Annotated in this window: 18 protein-coding genes; 3 read left to right on the plus strand and 15 right to left on the minus strand. The window is 57.2% G+C overall.

Going from position 1 to position 18,220, the window contains the following annotated elements; translation table 11 throughout:
- Positions 1-78: 78 nt before the first annotated feature.
- A complete protein-coding gene (locus EO133_RS19320) occupies positions 79-894 on the plus strand; it encodes an inositol monophosphatase family protein (RefSeq protein ID WP_244640746.1) in 816 nt (271 codons plus the stop codon).
- A gap of 30 nt (positions 895-924) precedes the next feature.
- Here the strand turns inward: EO133_RS19320 and EO133_RS19325 are convergent, their stop codons facing one another.
- The 5 genes from EO133_RS19325 to EO133_RS19345 form a co-directional block, all read right to left on the minus strand.
- Complete coding sequence (locus EO133_RS19325) at positions 925-2,838, minus strand: bifunctional sugar phosphate isomerase/epimerase/4-hydroxyphenylpyruvate dioxygenase family protein (protein ID WP_127074286.1); 1,914 nt, start codon at positions 2,836-2,838, stop codon at positions 925-927.
- 25 nt (positions 2,839-2,863) lie between these two features.
- Positions 2,864-3,691 carry a shikimate dehydrogenase family protein gene (locus EO133_RS19330; protein WP_164735107.1) on the minus strand — a complete coding sequence of 276 codons (828 nt, stop codon included), beginning with the start codon at positions 3,689-3,691 and terminating at the stop codon, positions 2,864-2,866.
- Entirely contained in the window at positions 3,664-5,166 is a 1,503-nt protein-coding gene (locus EO133_RS19335; protein WP_127074288.1) for a tripartite tricarboxylate transporter permease, read from the minus strand. The genes EO133_RS19330 and EO133_RS19335 overlap by 28 nt, the downstream gene beginning before the upstream one ends.
- Positions 5,166-5,681 (minus strand): tripartite tricarboxylate transporter TctB family protein, encoded by a 516-nt coding sequence (locus EO133_RS19340; RefSeq protein ID WP_127074289.1) that lies wholly within the window; start codon positions 5,679-5,681, stop codon positions 5,166-5,168. The genes EO133_RS19335 and EO133_RS19340 overlap by 1 nt, the downstream gene beginning before the upstream one ends.
- A gap of 66 nt (positions 5,682-5,747) precedes the next feature.
- Positions 5,748-6,740, minus strand: coding sequence for a Bug family tripartite tricarboxylate transporter substrate binding protein (locus EO133_RS19345; RefSeq protein WP_127074290.1), 993 nt, complete (start codon positions 6,738-6,740; stop codon positions 5,748-5,750).
- A 275-nt stretch (positions 6,741-7,015) separates the two neighbouring features.
- Between EO133_RS19345 and EO133_RS19350 the strand changes: the two genes are divergently transcribed.
- Positions 7,016-7,912, plus strand: a complete 897-nt coding sequence (locus EO133_RS19350) for a LysR family transcriptional regulator (protein WP_127074409.1) — start codon at positions 7,016-7,018, stop codon at positions 7,910-7,912.
- Here EO133_RS19350 and EO133_RS19355 read toward each other — a convergent pair.
- On the minus strand, positions 7,909-8,958 hold the full coding sequence (locus EO133_RS19355) for a Gfo/Idh/MocA family protein (RefSeq protein WP_127074291.1): 1,050 nt from the start codon (positions 8,956-8,958) through the stop codon (positions 7,909-7,911). The two genes, EO133_RS19350 and EO133_RS19355, sit on opposite strands and share 4 nt — an antisense overlap.
- Before the next feature lie 234 nt (positions 8,959-9,192).
- Between EO133_RS19355 and EO133_RS19360 the strand changes: the two genes are divergently transcribed.
- The gene (locus tag EO133_RS19360; protein WP_127074292.1) at positions 9,193-9,900 is read left to right on the plus strand and encodes a TetR/AcrR family transcriptional regulator; all 708 of its coding nucleotides are present in this window, start codon (positions 9,193-9,195) and stop codon (positions 9,898-9,900) included.
- Here EO133_RS19360 and EO133_RS19365 read toward each other — a convergent pair.
- The 9 genes from EO133_RS19365 to EO133_RS19405 all read right to left on the minus strand — a co-directional run bounded on the left by EO133_RS19365 (position 9,897) and on the right by EO133_RS19405 (position 18,127).
- The gene (locus tag EO133_RS19365) at positions 9,897-10,697 is read right to left on the minus strand and encodes a sugar phosphate isomerase/epimerase family protein (RefSeq protein ID WP_127074293.1); all 801 of its coding nucleotides are present in this window, start codon (positions 10,695-10,697) and stop codon (positions 9,897-9,899) included. The two genes, EO133_RS19360 and EO133_RS19365, sit on opposite strands and share 4 nt — an antisense overlap.
- Positions 10,697-11,437 carry an SDR family NAD(P)-dependent oxidoreductase gene (locus tag EO133_RS19370; RefSeq protein WP_127074294.1) on the minus strand — a complete coding sequence of 247 codons (741 nt, stop codon included), beginning with the start codon at positions 11,435-11,437 and terminating at the stop codon, positions 10,697-10,699. The genes EO133_RS19365 and EO133_RS19370 overlap by 1 nt, the downstream gene beginning before the upstream one ends.
- Before the next feature lie 13 nt (positions 11,438-11,450).
- Positions 11,451-12,401 (minus strand): AEC family transporter, encoded by a 951-nt coding sequence (locus EO133_RS19375; protein WP_127074295.1) that lies wholly within the window; start codon positions 12,399-12,401, stop codon positions 11,451-11,453.
- A gap of 9 nt (positions 12,402-12,410) precedes the next feature.
- Positions 12,411-13,319, minus strand: a complete 909-nt coding sequence (locus EO133_RS19380; protein WP_127074296.1) for a dihydrodipicolinate synthase family protein — start codon at positions 13,317-13,319, stop codon at positions 12,411-12,413.
- A gap of 4 nt (positions 13,320-13,323) precedes the next feature.
- Complete coding sequence (locus EO133_RS19385) at positions 13,324-14,619, minus strand: TRAP transporter large permease (RefSeq protein ID WP_127074297.1); 1,296 nt, start codon at positions 14,617-14,619, stop codon at positions 13,324-13,326.
- Positions 14,616-15,122 (minus strand): TRAP transporter small permease, encoded by a 507-nt coding sequence (locus tag EO133_RS19390; RefSeq protein WP_127074298.1) that lies wholly within the window; start codon positions 15,120-15,122, stop codon positions 14,616-14,618. Before EO133_RS19390 ends, EO133_RS19385 begins: the two co-directional genes overlap by 4 nt.
- 3 nt (positions 15,123-15,125) lie before the next feature.
- A complete protein-coding gene (gene dctP / locus EO133_RS19395) occupies positions 15,126-16,139 on the minus strand; it encodes a TRAP transporter substrate-binding protein DctP (RefSeq protein ID WP_127074299.1) in 1,014 nt (337 codons plus the stop codon).
- A gap of 342 nt (positions 16,140-16,481) precedes the next feature.
- On the minus strand, positions 16,482-17,342 hold the full coding sequence (locus EO133_RS19400; RefSeq protein WP_127074300.1) for a fumarylacetoacetate hydrolase family protein: 861 nt from the start codon (positions 17,340-17,342) through the stop codon (positions 16,482-16,484).
- Positions 17,343-17,395: 53 nt separating this feature from the next.
- Complete coding sequence (locus EO133_RS19405; RefSeq protein WP_127074301.1) at positions 17,396-18,127, minus strand: SDR family oxidoreductase; 732 nt, start codon at positions 18,125-18,127, stop codon at positions 17,396-17,398.
- Positions 18,128-18,220 lie beyond the last annotated feature (93 nt).

Here is an 18,220-nt window from a genome sequence, read left to right on the forward strand (position 1 = left end):
CGTGGACGACGAATATCTTGTCGAAACCTTCCGGGTTCGCTACTGATCTGGACCAAGCAAAAACCTGAAAGAATATCCTTGCTCCAATCCGCCATACATCCCGATCACCAAGCCCGCCACATCGCCGTAAAGTCCATTGCCAAGCAAGCAGGGGCCTTGGCCCTCGACTATTTCCTGCGCCGCGATGTATTGACGATTGAAGCCAAAGCCAATCCGCAGGATGTGGTGTCGATTGCCGACCGCAATGTGGAAACGCTGATCCGCGAGCAGATCGCCGTCGCCTTTCCCGATGACGGGATAATGGGCGAAGAACACGCGCCGGTGCCGACAAAAACCGGCTATACGTGGATCATTGATCCTATCGACGGCACCAGCCCTTTCGTGATGGGCCTGCCGGACTGGTGCGTTTCGATTGCCGTGCATGATGGAGAAAAAACCATTGCCAGCGCCATCGATACGCCGCGGGCGCGCGATTTCTATCACGGCGTAAAGGGCGGCGGTGCGTGGCTGAATGACCAGCAGATTTTTGTTGACCCGGTGCGCGGCGTGAAGGACGGGCTGATTGGGATGGGCGCCAATTATCGCATCCCCGAGCACTACATCGTTACGTTCACCCAGCGGCTGATGTCGGCGCGCGGCATGTTCTACCGCAACGGTTCGGGCGCGCTGATGCTGGCCTACGTCGCGGCAGGCCGTCTTGCAGGCTATTTCGAGCCCCACATCAATGCCTGGGATTGCCTTGCGGCTATTCTCCTCATTGAAGAAGCAGGCGGATACGTCATGCCCTATGCCGAGCATGGCGATCTGACCAAGGGCGATGCCATTCTGGCAGCCGCACCCGGTGCCAAGGACGATCTTCTGGCTATGGCCGATGGACTGAAACTGCCGCTTTGAAAAAGGGCGGGGGTCCAGCCACCCGCTTATTCAAAGTTTGGGAATGGTCTTGGGCGGCAACTGCCGCTTCTGGGCCGCGATGCGGAACTGGGCGTTGTTGGCGCCATAGCCGGAATAGCCGCCGCGTCGCTCTACCATTTCAAAGAAGAAGCCTTCCCCATAATTGGGGCTATAGAGCTGGAAATATTCACCGCCATTCTCGTCGCGGTCATACATGATGCCGTTTTCGCGCAGACGTTCGGCAAATTCCGGTTCGAGCCCGAACCGGGCTTCCAGATCGTCATAGTAGTTGCGCGAGATTTCCAGCGGCGCCATCCCATTTTCAGAAAGCGCTTTTGCCGTTGCGAAGATGTCTTCGCTTGCAAAGGCAATGTGCTGAACGGCTGACCCAAAACTCTCCGCAATAAAGCGGCCGGCAAGCGTGCGGCGGTTCTCAGCGCCGTTAAGGGTGATGCGGAGCGAACCGTTCTCGTTTTCGATCGCCTGTGAGCGCACAAGGCCGCCCGGATCCACAACATCGACCATCGGCGTTTTGCCTGTTGCAAAGATCGAGGTGTAAAAGAGCAGCCAGCTCAGCATTTCCTCGTAATTCATGGTCTGGGCCAGGTGGTCGATCCCGGAAAGTCCGGCTGGTTTCGGTGGCGTGTCCCCGGCGTTTACAGGCGTAAATTCGACATCCCAGACCTTTGCGAGTTCAGTGGTTTCATCCAGAAAATAAATCAACCCGCCGCCCACACCGCGGATTGCCGGAATCTGCAATTCCTTCGGCCCGACCGCCTGCTGGTAAGACTGCGCTCCGAGCGCTTGTGCGCGCTCGATGGTCGCCTGCGCATCGGCCACGGTAAGACCGAAAGCGCAAACCGATGTGCCATGTACGGAATAGGCCGCATGCGCGAAGCCCTCACGTTCGGTGTTGATGATGAGGTTGACGCCGGAACTGTCGGCGCCAGGTTGCCGCCAGAGCGTCACGTCCTTGGAGATGTGCTGCCCGGCTTTGGCAAAGCCCAGCCCGCGAAACAATCCGGCAAGTTCGCTGGCTTCGGTTTCGTTGGCGGTGAATTCGACAAAGGCCACGCCCTTGGCCTCGATACGCGGCGGCATGGCGGGAAGCGAAATGGCAAGTTCGGGTTCGCGACGGCGAACGGTATCCATGAGATTGACGAGCGAACGCCAGCCATCGAGCGCAATGGCGCGTGGCGAACCGGCGCGGAATTGGTCGTTGAAGATTTCTAGCGAGATATAGCCATCGAACCCTGTGCTGGCGACCGCCTGCATGAATTCTGGCACCGGCAGATCGCCCTCGCCGGGCATGTTGCGGTAATGGCGGCTCCAATAGAGCAGGTCCATATCCATTTGGGGTGCGTCGGCAAGCTGAACGATGAAAATCTTGTCCGCGGGAATCGAGCGGATCGAATCCGGGTCAAGCTTGCGCGATAGCGTATGGAAGGAATCGAGGGCCAGCCCGACATTGGGATGGTCAGCGCGGCGCACGATTTCCCAGGCATCGCGGTGATCGTTGACGTGACGGCCCCAGGCCAGCGCCTCATAGCAGACCCGTAAATTGCGCTTTGCGGCCCGCTCGCCCAACTCGCGAAAATCGTCGGCAGCGCGGTCGATACCGCCAAGCGCGGCGGGAGAAACGTTGGAGCAAACGAGAACAAGATCGGCGCCCAGATCTTCCATCAGGTCGAATTTGCGCTCGGCCCGGTCGAAGGTTCGGCTGCGCTGGGGCTCGGGCATGCCCTCGAAATCGCGAAACGGCTGGAAAAGCGTAAGCGCGAGGCCGTGGTCGCGCACCATCCGGCCGATGTCGGCAGGTGTTCCATCAAAGGCCAGCAAGTCGTTCTCGAAGATTTCGACGCCATCGAATCCGGCGGCGGCAATTGCAGCGATCTTCTCGCGCAGATCGCCGCTGATCGAAACGGTGGCAATGGACGTTTTCATGTCAGGGCCTTTGGTTTGCAATTGGTCACGATAGAGACGAAATGCCTAAGGCATCGATTTGATGCCCGAGTTGCGCCCGTGCCATATCCATGCCCGTTTGGATCGGCAGGCCGCGTACCTGCGCAGCTTCGAGCAGCCGTGTTATCTCCGGCTTGGTCACAACGTCGGCGACCATCGCACCGGGCGGCAGGTTTGCCGGATCGAAGGGCAGAGGATCGTCCGGCTTCATTCCGAGCGGCGTCGCGTTGACGAGTAGATTCATGGACGCCGCATCGTCTATGCGCGATGACAGCGTAACATCGCTGTAGTGATCACCTAGCGCTTTAACAATTGTGTCGCGCCGCCTCGCATCGGCCTCAATGACCACAAGGCTTGCCACGCCGGCGGCACAGAGCGCCTCGCATATTGAAGCCCCTGCGCCTCCGCCCGCACCAATTACTGCGGCGTGCTTTGCGGTGGGATCGAAGCCGTTGGCTGTCAGCGCTGAAACGAATGCTGCGCCATCGGTCATATCGCCGTGCAATCGGCCCTCGGCGTCTCGCCGCACGGTATTGACCGACCGGCTTAGTCTCGCCCTCGGGGTGAGCGTGTCCATCGCCTCGAATGCCGCCTGCTTGTGCGGAATTGTGATCGAACATCCGCCGCAATTGGACCAATGCCGGAGATTTTCAAAAAACGATCTCGCACCTTGCGGGTCGATCTCTAGCGGGATCATGACCGCATCGATCCCCTTTTCGGCAAAATAGCCGTTTATGAGCGGAGGTGTTTTGACCTGCACAATGGGGTAGCCGATCAGGGGATAAAAGCGTGTCGTGCCGGTTATCGTCATGCGCTCTTTGCCCTGAACTGCCACAGCCTTTTCCATATAGGCGTCTGGCTGATCACAATCAGAAGGAAAAACAGCGTAAGGACCAGCGACAACGGGTTCGTGATGAATTCAAGCAAGAAGCGCCCCGGATCGTCGCGGACCGAAATCATGGCGCGTCTGTAGGAGAGGTCCATCAAGGGGCCAAGGATAATGCCCAGAATGATCGGAGCCACAGGGAAGCCGTAAACCTTGAGGAAATAGCCCACGATCCCGAAGGCCAGCATCCAGTAAACGTCGGTGATACTATTTTGCACCGCGAACGTGCCAACCACCGCCAGAACCACAATCAGCGGCAGGATTATGCCCTTGGGCAATTCCACCATTTTTGCGAACAGCCTGATACCACCCAGTCCGAAAATGAGCAGGAAGATGTTCGCCAGAGTCAGGCTGCCCACAACGAACCAGAATAGGTGTGGCGTTTCCACCATCAGCAACGGACCGGGCCGCAGCCCATGAATGTAAAGTGCGCCGATGATGATTGCCGTCACCGCATCGCCCGGTATGCCCAAAGTCAGCATGGGGATGTAGGCGCCGCCCACTGCAGCGTTGTTGGCCGATTCCGGGGCCACAAGTCCCTCATATGCGCCCTTGCCAAAGGGGCGGGAAGGATTTTTGACCGTTCGCTTGGCCTGATCGTAAGCCATGAGCGATGCGATGTCGCCGCCGGTGCCGGGCAGGGCGCCAATGGTTACGCCGATGGCCGAAGATCGCAGCGATAGTGGAATATATTTCCGGATCAGCGACCATTCCGGCAGCATCCGGCCGATCTTCTGCTTGACCGAGGCGGCGTCGATGGTGCGCATTTGATAGAGCACTTCGGCAACGCCGAAAAAGCCGATCATGGCCGCGACATAGGAAATGCCGCCCATGAGGTTGAAGTTGCCGAACGTGAACCGGGCCTGCGCTGTCATGGGGTCCATGCCGACAAGACCGATCACGACGCCAAGGGCTGCCGCGAATATCCCTTTTGCCAGAGAACTCGACGCAAGCGAACCCACCAGCAGGATGCCGATAATGGCAATCAGCAGATAATCGCGTGGCGCAAACATGAGTGCGAAGCTGGAAATCACCGGCGCTGCAAAGGCCAGCGCAATAATGCCGACAAACCCGCCGATAACGGACATGACCGTGCCAAGCCCGATGGCCTTACCAGCCTCGCCGCGCTGGGCGAGAGGGTAGCCATCCAAAGCCGTTGCGACAGCACTCGGCGCACCGGGAATGTTAAGCAGGATGGCCGTGCGCGAGCCGCCGTAAACGCCTCCCAGAAAAACACCCGCAATAAGAGCCAGGGCGCTGTTGGTGTCCCAGGTGAAGGTGAATGAAATAAGGATCGAGGCCGCCATCGTTACCGACAGGCCCGGAATTGCGCCAACGTAGATGCCGGCAAATGTCCCGATTGCCGTGAGCATAAGAAGGCGCGGGTCGAGCCATGCCATGAAGAAATAGGAGAGGGCGTCCATCAGAGGAAAATCCCGCGTGGCAGGATCACGACAAAGACATAGCGGAACAACAGATAAACGACGGCAATCGCAGCGGCGCTCAGCGCAAGCAGCATGAGGTAACGGCGGCGATAAAGGAACGCCATGCCTGCAAAGAGGAACAGGAAGGACGAAATGACAAAGCCAAGAGGCTGCAGGGCAAAGAGATATGCCGTCATCAAGACGGCAAACACGATAATGCGCGGCGCCAGGACATCGGCAAAGAACATGGTCAGCCAATTGTCCTGGTATTCAGGATTGTTTCTGACGTTGCCCATGACAACGAAAAGCGCGCTTATCACCATGGTGCCGGTGGCGAGCATGGGAAAGATGCCTGCCGTCGACAGGCCTGAAAAGCCCGAAATCGTCCAGGCCTGATAGCCGAGCACAAGGCTGAGAACCAATCCCAGAAAAGCGAATATGATTTCGCCCGGCAGTCTTCCGCGTTCGGTCGAAAGCAGCGGATCGATAGCCGGATTTTCGCTTGGCGATGTCATGGTCGATCTCCTCACCAAAAAAGGTCCGGCGCCCAAGCAAGGGCACCGGGGCAATGCTCTGAGTATTTACGGGCGCGGAATGTTGTAATCTTCCGGCGAGTTTTCTGCGGCGCCGACATCGTAAAGCGCCCAAGTGGTTGCCGACTGCCACTGGTCGAGGAACGCTTGCGCTTCGTCACCGGAAATATTCATCACGATATTGGAGCGTGCAGACATGATGCGGTGGAAATCTTCACCCGCTGCTGCCGTTGCAAAAGCCTCAGTCAGCGTGGTCTTGATGTCGTCGGGTGTGTCCTGACGCACCCAGACGCCATAGAACGGTCCCCATGGCAGCAGGCTTTCCAATTCCGGAAAGTCGTCGGTGATGGGTGGTACGCCCGGCAGCGCATCGACTTCTTCGGTATCAAATACAGCCAGTGCTTTGACCGTTCCGGCAGCGATCAGGTCGGCAGCGGCTGAGGCGCCGACAGGCATGAAGTCGACATGGCCGCCCTGCAGCGCGGTAAGGCCGGGGCCTTCGCCCTCGAAGGGAACTGCCGTAACGTCATAATCGACAACCGAATTCATCATGGCGCCAATGGTGAACGGAATGCCGCCCGGACCGGTCGAGCCCATGCGGATTTCACCCGGACGGCTTTGGGCGTCTTCGATCAGATCGGCCATGCTGTCCCATGGAGCATCCGGTCCGGCGACGATCACGCCGATGCCGCGACCCAGAATATTGACCGGATAAAAATCGCGATAATCGAGATCGGAAAGGCCGGTGACACCGTAAAGCTGGGGGTTTTCTGCGCCGTAGAGCAAGGTATATCCGTCGGCAGGTGCGGTCGCCACATAGGTTGTGGCGATTGCGCCACTGGCGCCTGCACGGTTGAGCATGACGATCGAGGTGCCAAGGGCTTCTTCGGCAGCAGGTGTAACTGCGCGTGCCACGACGTCCGTTGCGCCACCGGCGCCCCACATGATGACACCAAGCACTTCACGCTCAGGGTAATCCTGCGCGAAGGCAACGGAAGCCGTTGCAGCAAAGCCGACAGCGATTACATATTTGCGGATCATAAGTGTTCCTCCCGTAATCCATTTTGAAACTGATAGAATGTATGCCAAGCGGCTGCTCCCCTTGCCGGAAATGTGCGCTCGCTTGCGATCTCCCCAAAAAGTCTTTTCAGCCAGAGTGTTAAGCTAACTCTTTGATCGGCTTGTAACCTCAGTTGGCAGAGCCTCTTGCCATACATGTAAAGAGACATTAGCGAACGGCGAGCGCTAACACAAATACCCATTCTGGCGCTTCATATAACAAGATGTTATGATTTTGGATCGGAATGGGAGTGTTTTTGATGTTGACCTTGCGCCAGATCGAAATTGTGCGCGCCATTATGGTGGCCGGGTCCATTGCGGGAGCCGCCAAACTGCTCAATGTGTCCCAACCGGGCATTAGCCGGACAATGAAGCACATCGAAGCCAGCATTGGTATCAAGCTGTTCGTAAAGCGGTCAGGGCGCTACACGCCATCGGAAGAAGCGCAAGGGGTATTCAGGCAGATCAACGATGTGCATCGCAAGGTCGATGACCTGCAGATCATGCTGACAAAGCTCAATCGCGGACATGATGTGGAATTGAGCATCGGCTCGGTGCCCTCGCTTGCGCAGGTCATGGTGCCCCGCGCAGTCGTGGCAATGCAAAAGCTTTATCCCGAACTGCATTTCAATATCGAACTGCTCAAGATCGAAGAAGCGATTGACTACCTTATGCTCGAGCGCGGAGAGGTGATTTTCATGAGCTACCGGCTCGATCATCCGTCTATCGTGTTCGAGCCGTTATCCCGTGGCAAGCTCGTGTTCATCGCGCCGCCCAGCCATGCGGAGGCAGGGCGTGACAGCATCTCCGTACGGGAGATTGCGCGCTATCCGCTCATCGGGATCGACCCCAACGACCCTTACGGGCGGATCATGGCTGACCTGTTCCGGCAGCACGGTCTGCAAATGAATATCCCTATAAAGGCACGTTTCGGAACCACGGTCGCCGCGCTTGTCGAACGGCAGGCGGGCGTGGCCGTGCTGGATTCCTTTTCGATTGCCGGGATGCGCAATGACAGGCTCCGGGTCATCCCGATCAAGGAGGACACGCATTTCCAAACCTATGTTGCTACCCGGCGGGACACCGCACTTTCAGGCTTCGCCGAGCGCTTTATTGAAACGACCAGAGGAATAATGGACCGGCATCTGGATTAGTTTGTCGGATAGAACTCGCTAATTTCGATCTTTTCGCCGGTGCGGGCGGCTTCCGAAACCGCCAGCGTTGCAGCAAGCGTACGAACGCCGTCTTCCACAGGCTGCCGCGATTGCACCTTGCCCTCGATAGCGTCCCGGAAATGGTTCAGTTGCGCGACATAGGGATCGATCCGCTGGGTGAAGATCGATCTGGAGAGCACGGGTTCGTTCCAGTTCTGCACGCCGTTAGCTTGGGTCCAGCGAACAACCTCGGGATATTCCAGCGCTCCATGCGAGCCCAGAAAACGATAGCTCGATTGGCCAGAGAAGGGGAATTCCACCGACTCGCCCACGCCTTGCTCGGTGGTCCAGGGCGACACCGCACTATCGGACAAAAGGAAGGTGCCAAGCGCGCCGCTTTCAAACTCGATCAGCAGCGCGGCCGTGTCCTCGACAGCAAAGCCCCGGCGAGTGCTTGATGCCACCGCACTGACGGAGGCAATTTCACCTGCCGTAAAGCGAAGAAAGTCAATTTCATGGATGAGATTGATAAGGATAACGCCGCCGCCCGGCTGGGAGCGCCAGGGCGCGGCATCGAAATAGGATCGGGGCTTATGCGTTGCCCAGACCCCGGAGACTCCGACCAGGGAGCCAAATTCCGGGCGGGCCATTTCTGCCTTGAGCACATCGGCCTGATGATGGTGCCTGCGGTGATGGCCGACCAGCGTTTTGATGCCTGACTTCGATACGGCCTCTATCAGCGCGTTTGCTGAGGCAAGGCTGTCGGTCACAGGCTTTTCTATGATCGTGTGAATGCCCGCTTCTGCGCAAGCGATGCCCATATCCGCGTGAAGTTGGTTGGGTGAGGCTATGATTACGCAATCAAGATCCTGTTGTGCCAGAAGTTCCTTGTAGTCGGTGAATACTGCGACACCGGGAAAATCTCTGGACACAGCCTCCACCGCCATGTCGGCAATGCCTGTCAGATTGAAATCGGGATGTGCTTTGATTCGCGCAATGTGCTTGCGACCAATCAGACCCGCGCCAATTACGCCGATACTGAGCATGGAATCCTCCCATAATGTTCTAGTTGGTACATTTTTCTTTTCGCGCAGCCTACACCGTGCGATCCGCATATTCGATATGTTTTTGCGCTAATTGTACGAGAAAGTCGCCAGGCAATGAACGTGCCAATATGGTCTTGAAAATGTACCAAACCGAACGTTTATTGGGTATATTGCCTTGCGAATGGTTCGCCGTGCGGCGATAAAGGAGGCACAGGAAGCGGCAATCGAGGCAAGATGAACGATCAAGGCATGGCCACGCAGGGCGGAAGCAAGCGCAAATACGTGCGTTTGAAAGCAACAAACGATCCTGATGAAACGCGCGCCGACATTCTGGCTGTCGCGCAGGAGCAGTTTGCGCGCCACGGTTATGCCGGCACCACAATCGACTCCATCGCCGCAAAAACCAAGCGCTCCAAGCGCATGATCTATTATTACTTTTCTTCAAAGCCCAAGCTCTACAAGGCCGTTCTGGAAAATGCCTATAGGGGCATTCGCGTGGCTGAAGAGAGCATTCGCCTCGATGAGGACGATCCGCGGCAGTCGATCAAGAACCTTGTTGAGTTCTGTTTCGATTATCACTTCGAGCGGCCATCCTTTGTGAAGATGGTCATGGGTGAAAACCTTAACGATGCCCGGTTCGTATCGGCTTCCGACGAGATCAAGAATCTTCATTTTCCGCTGACGCAGCGGATCGAGAAATGTTTGAGAAAAGGTTACGAGAACGGCTATTTCGGCCGCACATGTACCGCCGTTGAAATGCATATGACGATTACCGCATTGAGCTTTTTCAATGTGTCGAACCAGGCAACCTTTTCTGCCATTTTCGATATCGATATGAAATCGCCTGCCGTTTGCCGCGCCCGTAAACAGGAGATCCTGCTGGCGGTATTAGGCAGGCTCGATACGAAACTCGACGATGGGTTTTCTACCGAGTATCGCTAAAAACGGCCAAGAAGGACTGATGCGCCTGCATGGCCACGGGCAATGCAATCGGGTGCTGGTGTGTCGAGCATTGGCGTTTCCACACCCCATTGCAGGCCTTGAAGATCGGCCAGATGCTCAACAAGTTCTTTCAGGGGTAATTCGCCATCGCCAGGCGCAAATCGGTTCTGGCGCGCTTCAAAGATAACGGCCTCATCGCCGGAAGGTATCGGGCCCCTGCCATCGCAAAGCTGTATCGATCCGATCAGCGACCGGTCGATTGACTTGAGCGTTTCGATACTGCCTCCGGAACGGAAAAGGTGCAGCGCGTCGAGCAATATGCGGCCATTTCCAGCATTGGCGTCGGTGACGATCTCGGCGGACTGCTCCAGCGTGCCGATGGCACGCCAGCGCATGAACTCCAGATCCACGCGCATGGCGAAGGTTCGGGCTTGCTCGCAAAGAGCGGCAAAATTGTCTGTCAGTCGGCTTCTGTCTTCATCGTCGCCCGATACATTGAGCGTGGCCGCGCCTAGCGCCTGACCGGCCTCCAGCAAATAGAGATAATCGGTTGCAGCAAAGCCGGGCCCAATCGATACAATCTCAATATCGTGGATGCGGATCCCCTCGCCGTCGAGCACAGCCTTCAATTCCGCGAAGTCTGGTGTTCCAGGCACCGAATAGTACTCGATAGCCCCTGGCGCCGCCGGATGCAGCCGCAAGCCGACCTTGGCGAAGCCAGCTTTTGCTGCGGCCTGCACAAGGGCAGGGGGCGGCAGGTCTAGCGCCGTGAGATGAGCAAGCGCGAGAGGAAACATCAATAGGTCGCCCGGCCGCCGGAAAGATCGAACACGAAACCGGTGGTGAAGGTACACTCTGGACCAACGATAAAGCCGACCATCGATGCGATTTCCTCGACTTGCAGGAAGCGGCCCATCGGGATTTTCGCTTTCGATGCGCGGATATGCTCTTCGGTCATTTCGGAAAAGAGCTCTGTCTCGACCATCGCTGGCGCGATGCAGTTCAGATAGACATTGTCTTGTGCCAGTTCCTTGGCTGCGGCCTTGGTGAAGCCGATCACACCAGCTTTCGCGGCCGAATAGCCGGAGATGAACTGGACCCCTTCCTTGCCCGCCATCGAAGCCACATTGACGATGCGTCCTCCACCCTTTTCGCGCATGTGATTAATCGCGGTCCGGCAGCAGTAAAATACGGCCGTGAGATCGATCGCAATAACCCGGTCCCAATCCTCAAGGCTGTATTCCCAACTCGGCGTTACCGGGCCGTTGATCCCGGCGTTGTTGACCATGATGTCGACCCGGCCAAACTCATCGACGTCGGCAGCAAACCCATTGGTCACGCTCTCGAAGTTGGAAACGTCGACGGCGCGCAGCGCACCGGGCGTAAAACCAGCTTTATCCCTGTCGAAAAGATCGGGGTTGATGTCCCATATCGAAACCCGTGCGCCCAGCGCGTCCAGTTTTCTCGCTATGGCGAGTCCGATGCCACGTGCGCCGCCGGTAACAATGGCAATCTGGCCTTCCAATGGCTTGTGCATGGTAGATATCCTTTTATTGGGCTGTGGCGCCAATCATCGTCAAAACGAAGATGAGGGCGCTGATTGTGAAAAATGCGGCGACTGTAGCTACCAGCATGCTGGTCGCGCACAAGGCATCCAGCCCGTAGCGCAAGCCAAGAATTGGATAGATCGAAAGCATGGGCACGCTTGCGAACAAGACCCCGGCAATCATCATTTCGTTTGGTATGCCCGGCATGAACCAAAGTGCTGTAAAAACAAGCAGAGGATGGAGCAGCAATTTGCCGGACACGATCTTGGATACGTCGCCGGCCATTCCCTTGAGCGGCAATCCGACCAGCGTTCCGCCGATCACGAACAGCGCGGCCGGCGCGGCGACGGATGCGAGCATGTTGACCGAAACTGTGATCGGCTCAGGCAGGTCAAAGCCAACCATCGATACAATCGCGCCTAGCAGCATGGCAATGATTATCGGATTGCGGGCCAACCTTTGTGCCGTATCGGAGAGCATGGCGATCCAGCGCCTATTCTTGCCTGAGCCGGCTTCCGCCAAGGCGAGAGCCAGTGGCATCATCAGAACGTTCTCTACGATCATGCACTGAACCAGGATAGAGGCGGCCTGCTCGCCCAGAACGCCCGCCGCGACCGGATAGCCGATAAAGGCGCTGTTGGAGAGCGATACGCCAAGCCCCATGATCGCTGCAGTGGAAAGGTCCTTTTTCAGAACCGCGCGCGCAATGAACAGGCCGAAAAAGAAGACCGCCAATGAGCCGAGTGTATATGCGGCGATAAAGCCGGGATTGAAAACCTCATAGACCGGACGGCTGGAAACCGTCCTGAACACCACAGCCGGTACTGCAAAGTGCAGAACGAAAAGGCTCAGCGGACGCATGTCGGGCTTGGAAAGAACCTTGCCTCGCACAGCGCCGAAACCAAGCCCGATCAGAATGAAGATCGGGCCTGTTATGGTGAGGATGCTGAGCATTTTTCAGGATCAGGCCAGTTTACCAGCCAGCTCCTTGCAACGCGCGATGTCGTCTGCGTCGGTGAATGAAACCAGCGGTGCGCGGACACGAGCCCATTCGGGGTCGCCGGTCTGAGCAACCATCGCAACCTTGAGGCCAGGAACGATTGGGCGCGACAGAATGACGTCGAGCGCTTCATCGATAACCGCCTCATGGGTGCCCTCGACAAGCTTCGCCATGGTTTGGGGCGCAAGATTGGCCAGACCGCTGATCGAGCCGCTGGCGCCCAGTTTGATGGCCTGTGCGAGATAGCCTTCGTGGCCAACCAGAATGGCAAGATCGGGATGGGTTTTGATAAAGGCCTGTGTCTGGTCCCAGTCGCCCGAGCTATCCTTTACCCCGCCAATTGCATCCGGGTAGCGCTGGCGCAAATGGGAGACGAGTTCAGGGGTAATAGTGACGGCCGTGAGGCTGGGGATGTTATAGACGATGATGTCGCGCACACCTTCGCCGGCCCGGTCGAAGACCTCGCAGAACCAGTTGAAGACACCTTCCTCGCTCGGCCCCTTGAAATAAAAGGGAGGCGTCAAAAGAATTGCGGCGCAACCGGCATCGAGTGCCGCGCGAACATGATCGCCTGCATCCTGGGAGGAGGGGCCATAGACGCATTCGACAATCTTGTCGGCCGGAACACCATGCTTGGCAAACTCGGCATAAAGCGGAGCGCGTTCAGCGCGTGAAAGCGAAATGCCTTCGCCTGTCGTGCCAAAAGCCGTCACGGCTTTCACGCCCGAAGCCAGCAGATTGCTCGCATGGCTGCCAAAACGCTGCCAGTCGATGGCGCCGGCCTTGGTGAAAGGCGTGAGCATGGCACAGCTCAGCCCAAGAATTTCGCGCAGCCGTACAGGCTTGGACGGCGTATTGGAAGTAGTCGACATGGATTTATCCTTGGTATCCAAATTGTCTTGGCAGCCACAACACGAGGTCGGGGCTGAGGATCATGACCGCCAGCGCACCGAGCAACGCAAAGAAGAACGGCCAGATGGCACCGATGATCCGGCCCAATGGAATGCCCGTTACCCCGTTGATAACGAAGAGTAAAATCCCATAGGGCGGTGTGATCAGGCCGATCATGCAGTTTACCACAGCCACAACCCCGAAATGCACGAGATCTATGCCCAGCAAGCGGCAGGCCGGGATAAACAATGGCAGGATGATCAGGATGATCGTCGTTGCATCCAGCAGGCAGCCAAGCACAAGCAGAAGAATATTGACTGCCAGAAGAAAGACGAGCGGATGAATGTCGAGATCTGCCAGGAGGCCGGAAATCTGGGCCGGAATGTTTTCGCTCGCCACGATGTAGTTAAAGATCAGGGCTGCGCCAATGATCAGACCCACCGAGGCCGCGTCGCGGGCGCTGTTGGCCATGAGGTTGTAAAGCGCGCGCCACGACAGGGCGCGATATACGAGCGCCGCCAGAACAAGCGCATAGGCTGCTGCTACCGCTGCCGCTTCTGTGGGTGTCGTGGCGCCGCCATAAATGCCGTAGAGCAGAATGGCCGGCATCAAGAGAGCAGGGAAGGCGCGGAACGTGACGCGCGGGAATTCGCGAAGTGGTACCGGATCTTCCAGCGCGAACTGGCGTTTGTGAGAAATATAGGCGTTCATCGTCATGATAACGCCGCCCATCAGCAGTCCCGGAACAATGCCGGCAAGGAAGAGGTAGCCAATTGACGTATCGGAAACCAGCGCATACATCACCATCGGGATCGATGGCGGAATGATGGGGCCAATCGTCGCCGACGCGGCAGTGATCGCAGCGGCATAGCCCGGAGCGTAGCGCCCGGCTTTGGTCATCATGTCGATGATAATTTTGCCGATACCGGCTGCGTCGGCGACCGCCGAGCCGGACATGCCCGAGAAGATGAGCGAGGCGACGACGTTTACGTGTCCGAGCCCGCCCCGGAACCGGCCCACAAGCGCAATACAGAAATTTAGCAGCCGCTCCGACACGGTGCCGGCGTTCATGATATTGGCAGCGACGATAAATAACGGCACCGCAAGAATGATGAAGCTCGAATAGATTCCTTGCAGGATCTGCTCTGCTGCAAGACCAAGATCCTGGCCGCGCATGAACAGATAGACAACGGCGCTGACGATCATGGACAGCCCGATCGGCGTGCCGATTGCTGCCAGGCAGAGCAAGGTCAGCAGGCAGAGAAAAAACGGTAAGGTCATACTTTCGGCTCCGGCCCGGCATCTGCATCGGGGTCAGCGCCGCGGACCAGGGAAAAGGCCCGCAAGCTATAGCGCGCGATGATCGCAACGGCAAAAATCAGATAGACGGAAAAGACAATATCAAGACGTATACGCAGGGACGAACTGCGCCGGATCGACATGAACTCAACATAGTCATAGGTTGCGGGAAGTGAAGCGACGAAGCCAGCTACAAGCGCCACGGCCGAAACCAGCGCGAAAATGCGCCGGACTTTCTGGCTGACGGCCAAGTATAGAATGTCGAAGCTGATATGGTCCCGGTCCTTCAGCATGAAGGCTGCGCCCCAGAAAACCAGCCATAGCCACATGGTCAGGGTGATTTCCTGTGTCCACCCCAACGGGTTTCTCATCACGTATCGGAAAAAGATCTGCAGTATGAACGACAGGAACATGACGGTGAGCATTGCCACCGCCACGTCCGTTGCTCTGTTCTGCAGCCAATTGGAAATGGACCGCAGCTTCATGTCTTATTCTTCGCCGGGAACCGCGTTAACCCGATCTACCATGCCTTCAGGCCAGTCCTGAGCATACTGGCTATCAAGGTAAAGGGCCTGTACGTGGCTGCGGAACGCATCGACGTCAGGCGTGTAAACACGAAGCCCTTGGGATTCAAAGTACGTTGCCAACTCGTTTTCAAGTCCGCTCTGACGTACGTAGATCTCTTCCGCTGCGTCATAGGCAGCCTGCTGCATGACGTCCTGCTGTTCCGGCGTAAAGCTGTTCCAGACATCGGCACTGATCGAAAGGAAGTTCATGTCCACAAGGTGGCTGGTCAGAACGATCTGGTCGGTGACTTCATAAAAGCGGGAGTCACGTACAGTTGGCAGGGGGTTGTCCTGCCCATCGATGGCGCCGGTCTGCAGTGCGGTGTAAACTTCGCCAAAAGCCATAGGCACCGGATTTGCGCCGAGGGCCCGCCCCAGGAACTGCCAGGAGTCGGCGTCGGGCATGCGCAGGATGACACCGGAAAGATCTTCTGGTGTAGTCACCTCACGGTCGCCACGCAGGTTTACGTGGCGCTGGCCGAGATAAATCACGGTGAGCAGTTTGATGCCCATCGCGTCCTCGACAATTTGGTACATTTCCTCGCCAATATCACTCTGGAACACGTTGATCTGGTGGCGACCGTCACGCATCAGATAACCGGAGGTGAACATGCTCCACTCGGGGAAGTAGTTGGAGAGCTCCTGCGCCGAGGTGATCGACATTTCGAGGTTGCCGCGAGCAATGGCTTCAAGTTCGGTGCCCTGGCGGAAAAGCGTCCCGTTATAGTGTGGCTCATAGGTCGCGAAGTCCGCGATAGCCGGCGCGAAGATTTCTTCGATCACGACCGAGCGGACGTCGGTTGGGGTTTGCACTGCGGACATGCGCAGGGTGACGGTATCCGCAAAGGCAGGCAGAGCTGTGCCTGCGACAGCGGCGGAAAGGGCCAGGCCAGCGGCGGAAGCCATCAGTCCACGGCGGGTAAAAGCAAATGACATAAGCAATGTCCTCCCGGTTCTAAATCTGCGCCTCGCATTCGGCGCGCTCCTCGTTACTCACAATCCACAATAATCACCGCTATGTCTATCGACCTCCCCGGCGCCTGGGCGTGAGCATTACTGATCATCATGCCTCTAGGCGATGCACAATGTTCATTATCGAACATTCGTAACGATAGGCGCGTGCTATGTCAACAGTGCATGGTTCTGCCTGGTTTTTACGTAACATATTGATATATATATTAAAAAATGTTAGTGAAAGAAATAACCCGCAAGCGAAGCGCTTGCGGGTTACGGTAATTTCTAAAGCAAAATTGTTCGGAGTCGTACAGACTGTAACCGCTATTGAGCAGCCACGACCTTTTGGCGCTGTGCGCCCAGCCCTTCGATGCCGAGCGTCATCACCTGTCCGGGCTTGAGGTAGATCGGCTCGGGCTTCTGGCCCATGCCAACGCCTGGAGGTGTGCCGGTGGAGATGATGTCGCCCGGCTGCAGGCTCATGAACTGGCTGAGATAGGAAACGATCTTTTCAACCGTAAACACCATGGTCGCCGTTGTGCCATCCTGATAGCGCTTGCCATCGACCTCCAGCCAGAGCTTGAGGTTCTGCGGATCGGTAACTTCGTCCGCCGTCACGAGCCAGGGGCCGATAGGGCCGAACGTATCGCAGCCCTTGCCTTTGTCCCAGGTGCCGCTGCGCTCGATCTGGAACTCGCGTTCGGACACGTCATTGACAACGCAATAGCCTGCCACATGCGAGAGGGCGTCCTTTTCCGCGATATAGCGACCCGGCTTGCCGATCACGACACCGAGTTCGACTTCCCAATCGGTTTTCTTTGAGCCGCGCGGGATTTCAACATCATCATCGGGGCCGACGATCGCGCTGGTCCACTTGTTGAACACCACCGGTTCAGGCGGAACAGGAAGGCCGGATTCTTCGGCATGGTCGGCATAGTTCAGGCCAATGCAGATGAATTTTCCGACTTGGCCCACGCAGGGGCCAACGCGCAAGCCGCCTTGCGGCTTGCCCTCGACAAGCGGAAGGCTCGCCGGATCGATTGCTTGCAGCTTCGCAAGCCCTTCAGGAGTGAGTGCGTCGCCGGAAATATCGGCAACGATACCGGAAAGGTCGCGCACATTGCCGTCAGCATCGAGCAGGCCTGGCTTTTCCGAGCCCTTGGCCCCGTAGCGAAGCAGTTTCATATGTTTCTTCCTCAGAACATTTTCAGATGATGTGAAATCGAGCGTCGATCGTGTCAGATGGTCCAGCCGCCATCGATATTGAGCGCTTGTCCGGTCGTATAGGTGGCCGTAGCCAAATACAGTACCAGTTCGGCGATTTCTTCGGGTGTGCCGATCCGTCCTATGGGCTGACGTGCAACGAATGCAGCGCGCGCCTGCTCATAGTCGCCTTGCGCCCGCAATCGCTCCTGCAGGCTCGGGGAATCCACCGTGCCGGGGCAGATCGCGTTGCACCGAATCCCCTGCGCCACATAGTCAGCGGCAATAGCCTTGGTCATGCCGATAACAGCGGCCTTTGTGGTGCCATAGATGAACCGGTTCGGCACGCCTTTAACCGACGAGGCCACTGAGGACATGTTGATGATCGTGCCGTCGCCATGTTCGAGCATGGCAGGCAGAAACGCCTTTATGGTGCGGATCATGGCCTTGACGTTGAGGTCATAGGCAAATTCGATATCGGCATCGGGGCACTCCAATATTGTGCCGCCGTGAACCACGCCCGCACAATTGAAGAGAATGTCGATCCGGCCGATTTCACTGGCAGCAGCGGCAACATCTTGTGCGCTCAGGACATCGAGCTTGCGCGTTGTCACATTTACAATGCCTTCAAGCTCGGCGAGAGCGGCAGTATTGATGTCGGTGGCAATGACACGCGCACCTTCCTGCGCCAATCGTTCGACCGAAGCGCGGCCGATTCCCTGCGCCGCGGCCGTTATCAAGGCTGTTTTGCCCTCAAGTCTTCCCATCTTTTATGCCTTTGACTGTGAACTGGTTCGCGCACCAGCGTAAAACAACCGCGATATTGTAAGGAGAATGACAGCCAAATTCGCACAGACCGT

The organism is Pelagibacterium lentulum, assembly GCF_003992625.1.
GTDB lineage: Bacteria > Pseudomonadota > Alphaproteobacteria > Rhizobiales > Devosiaceae > Pelagibacterium > Pelagibacterium lentulum.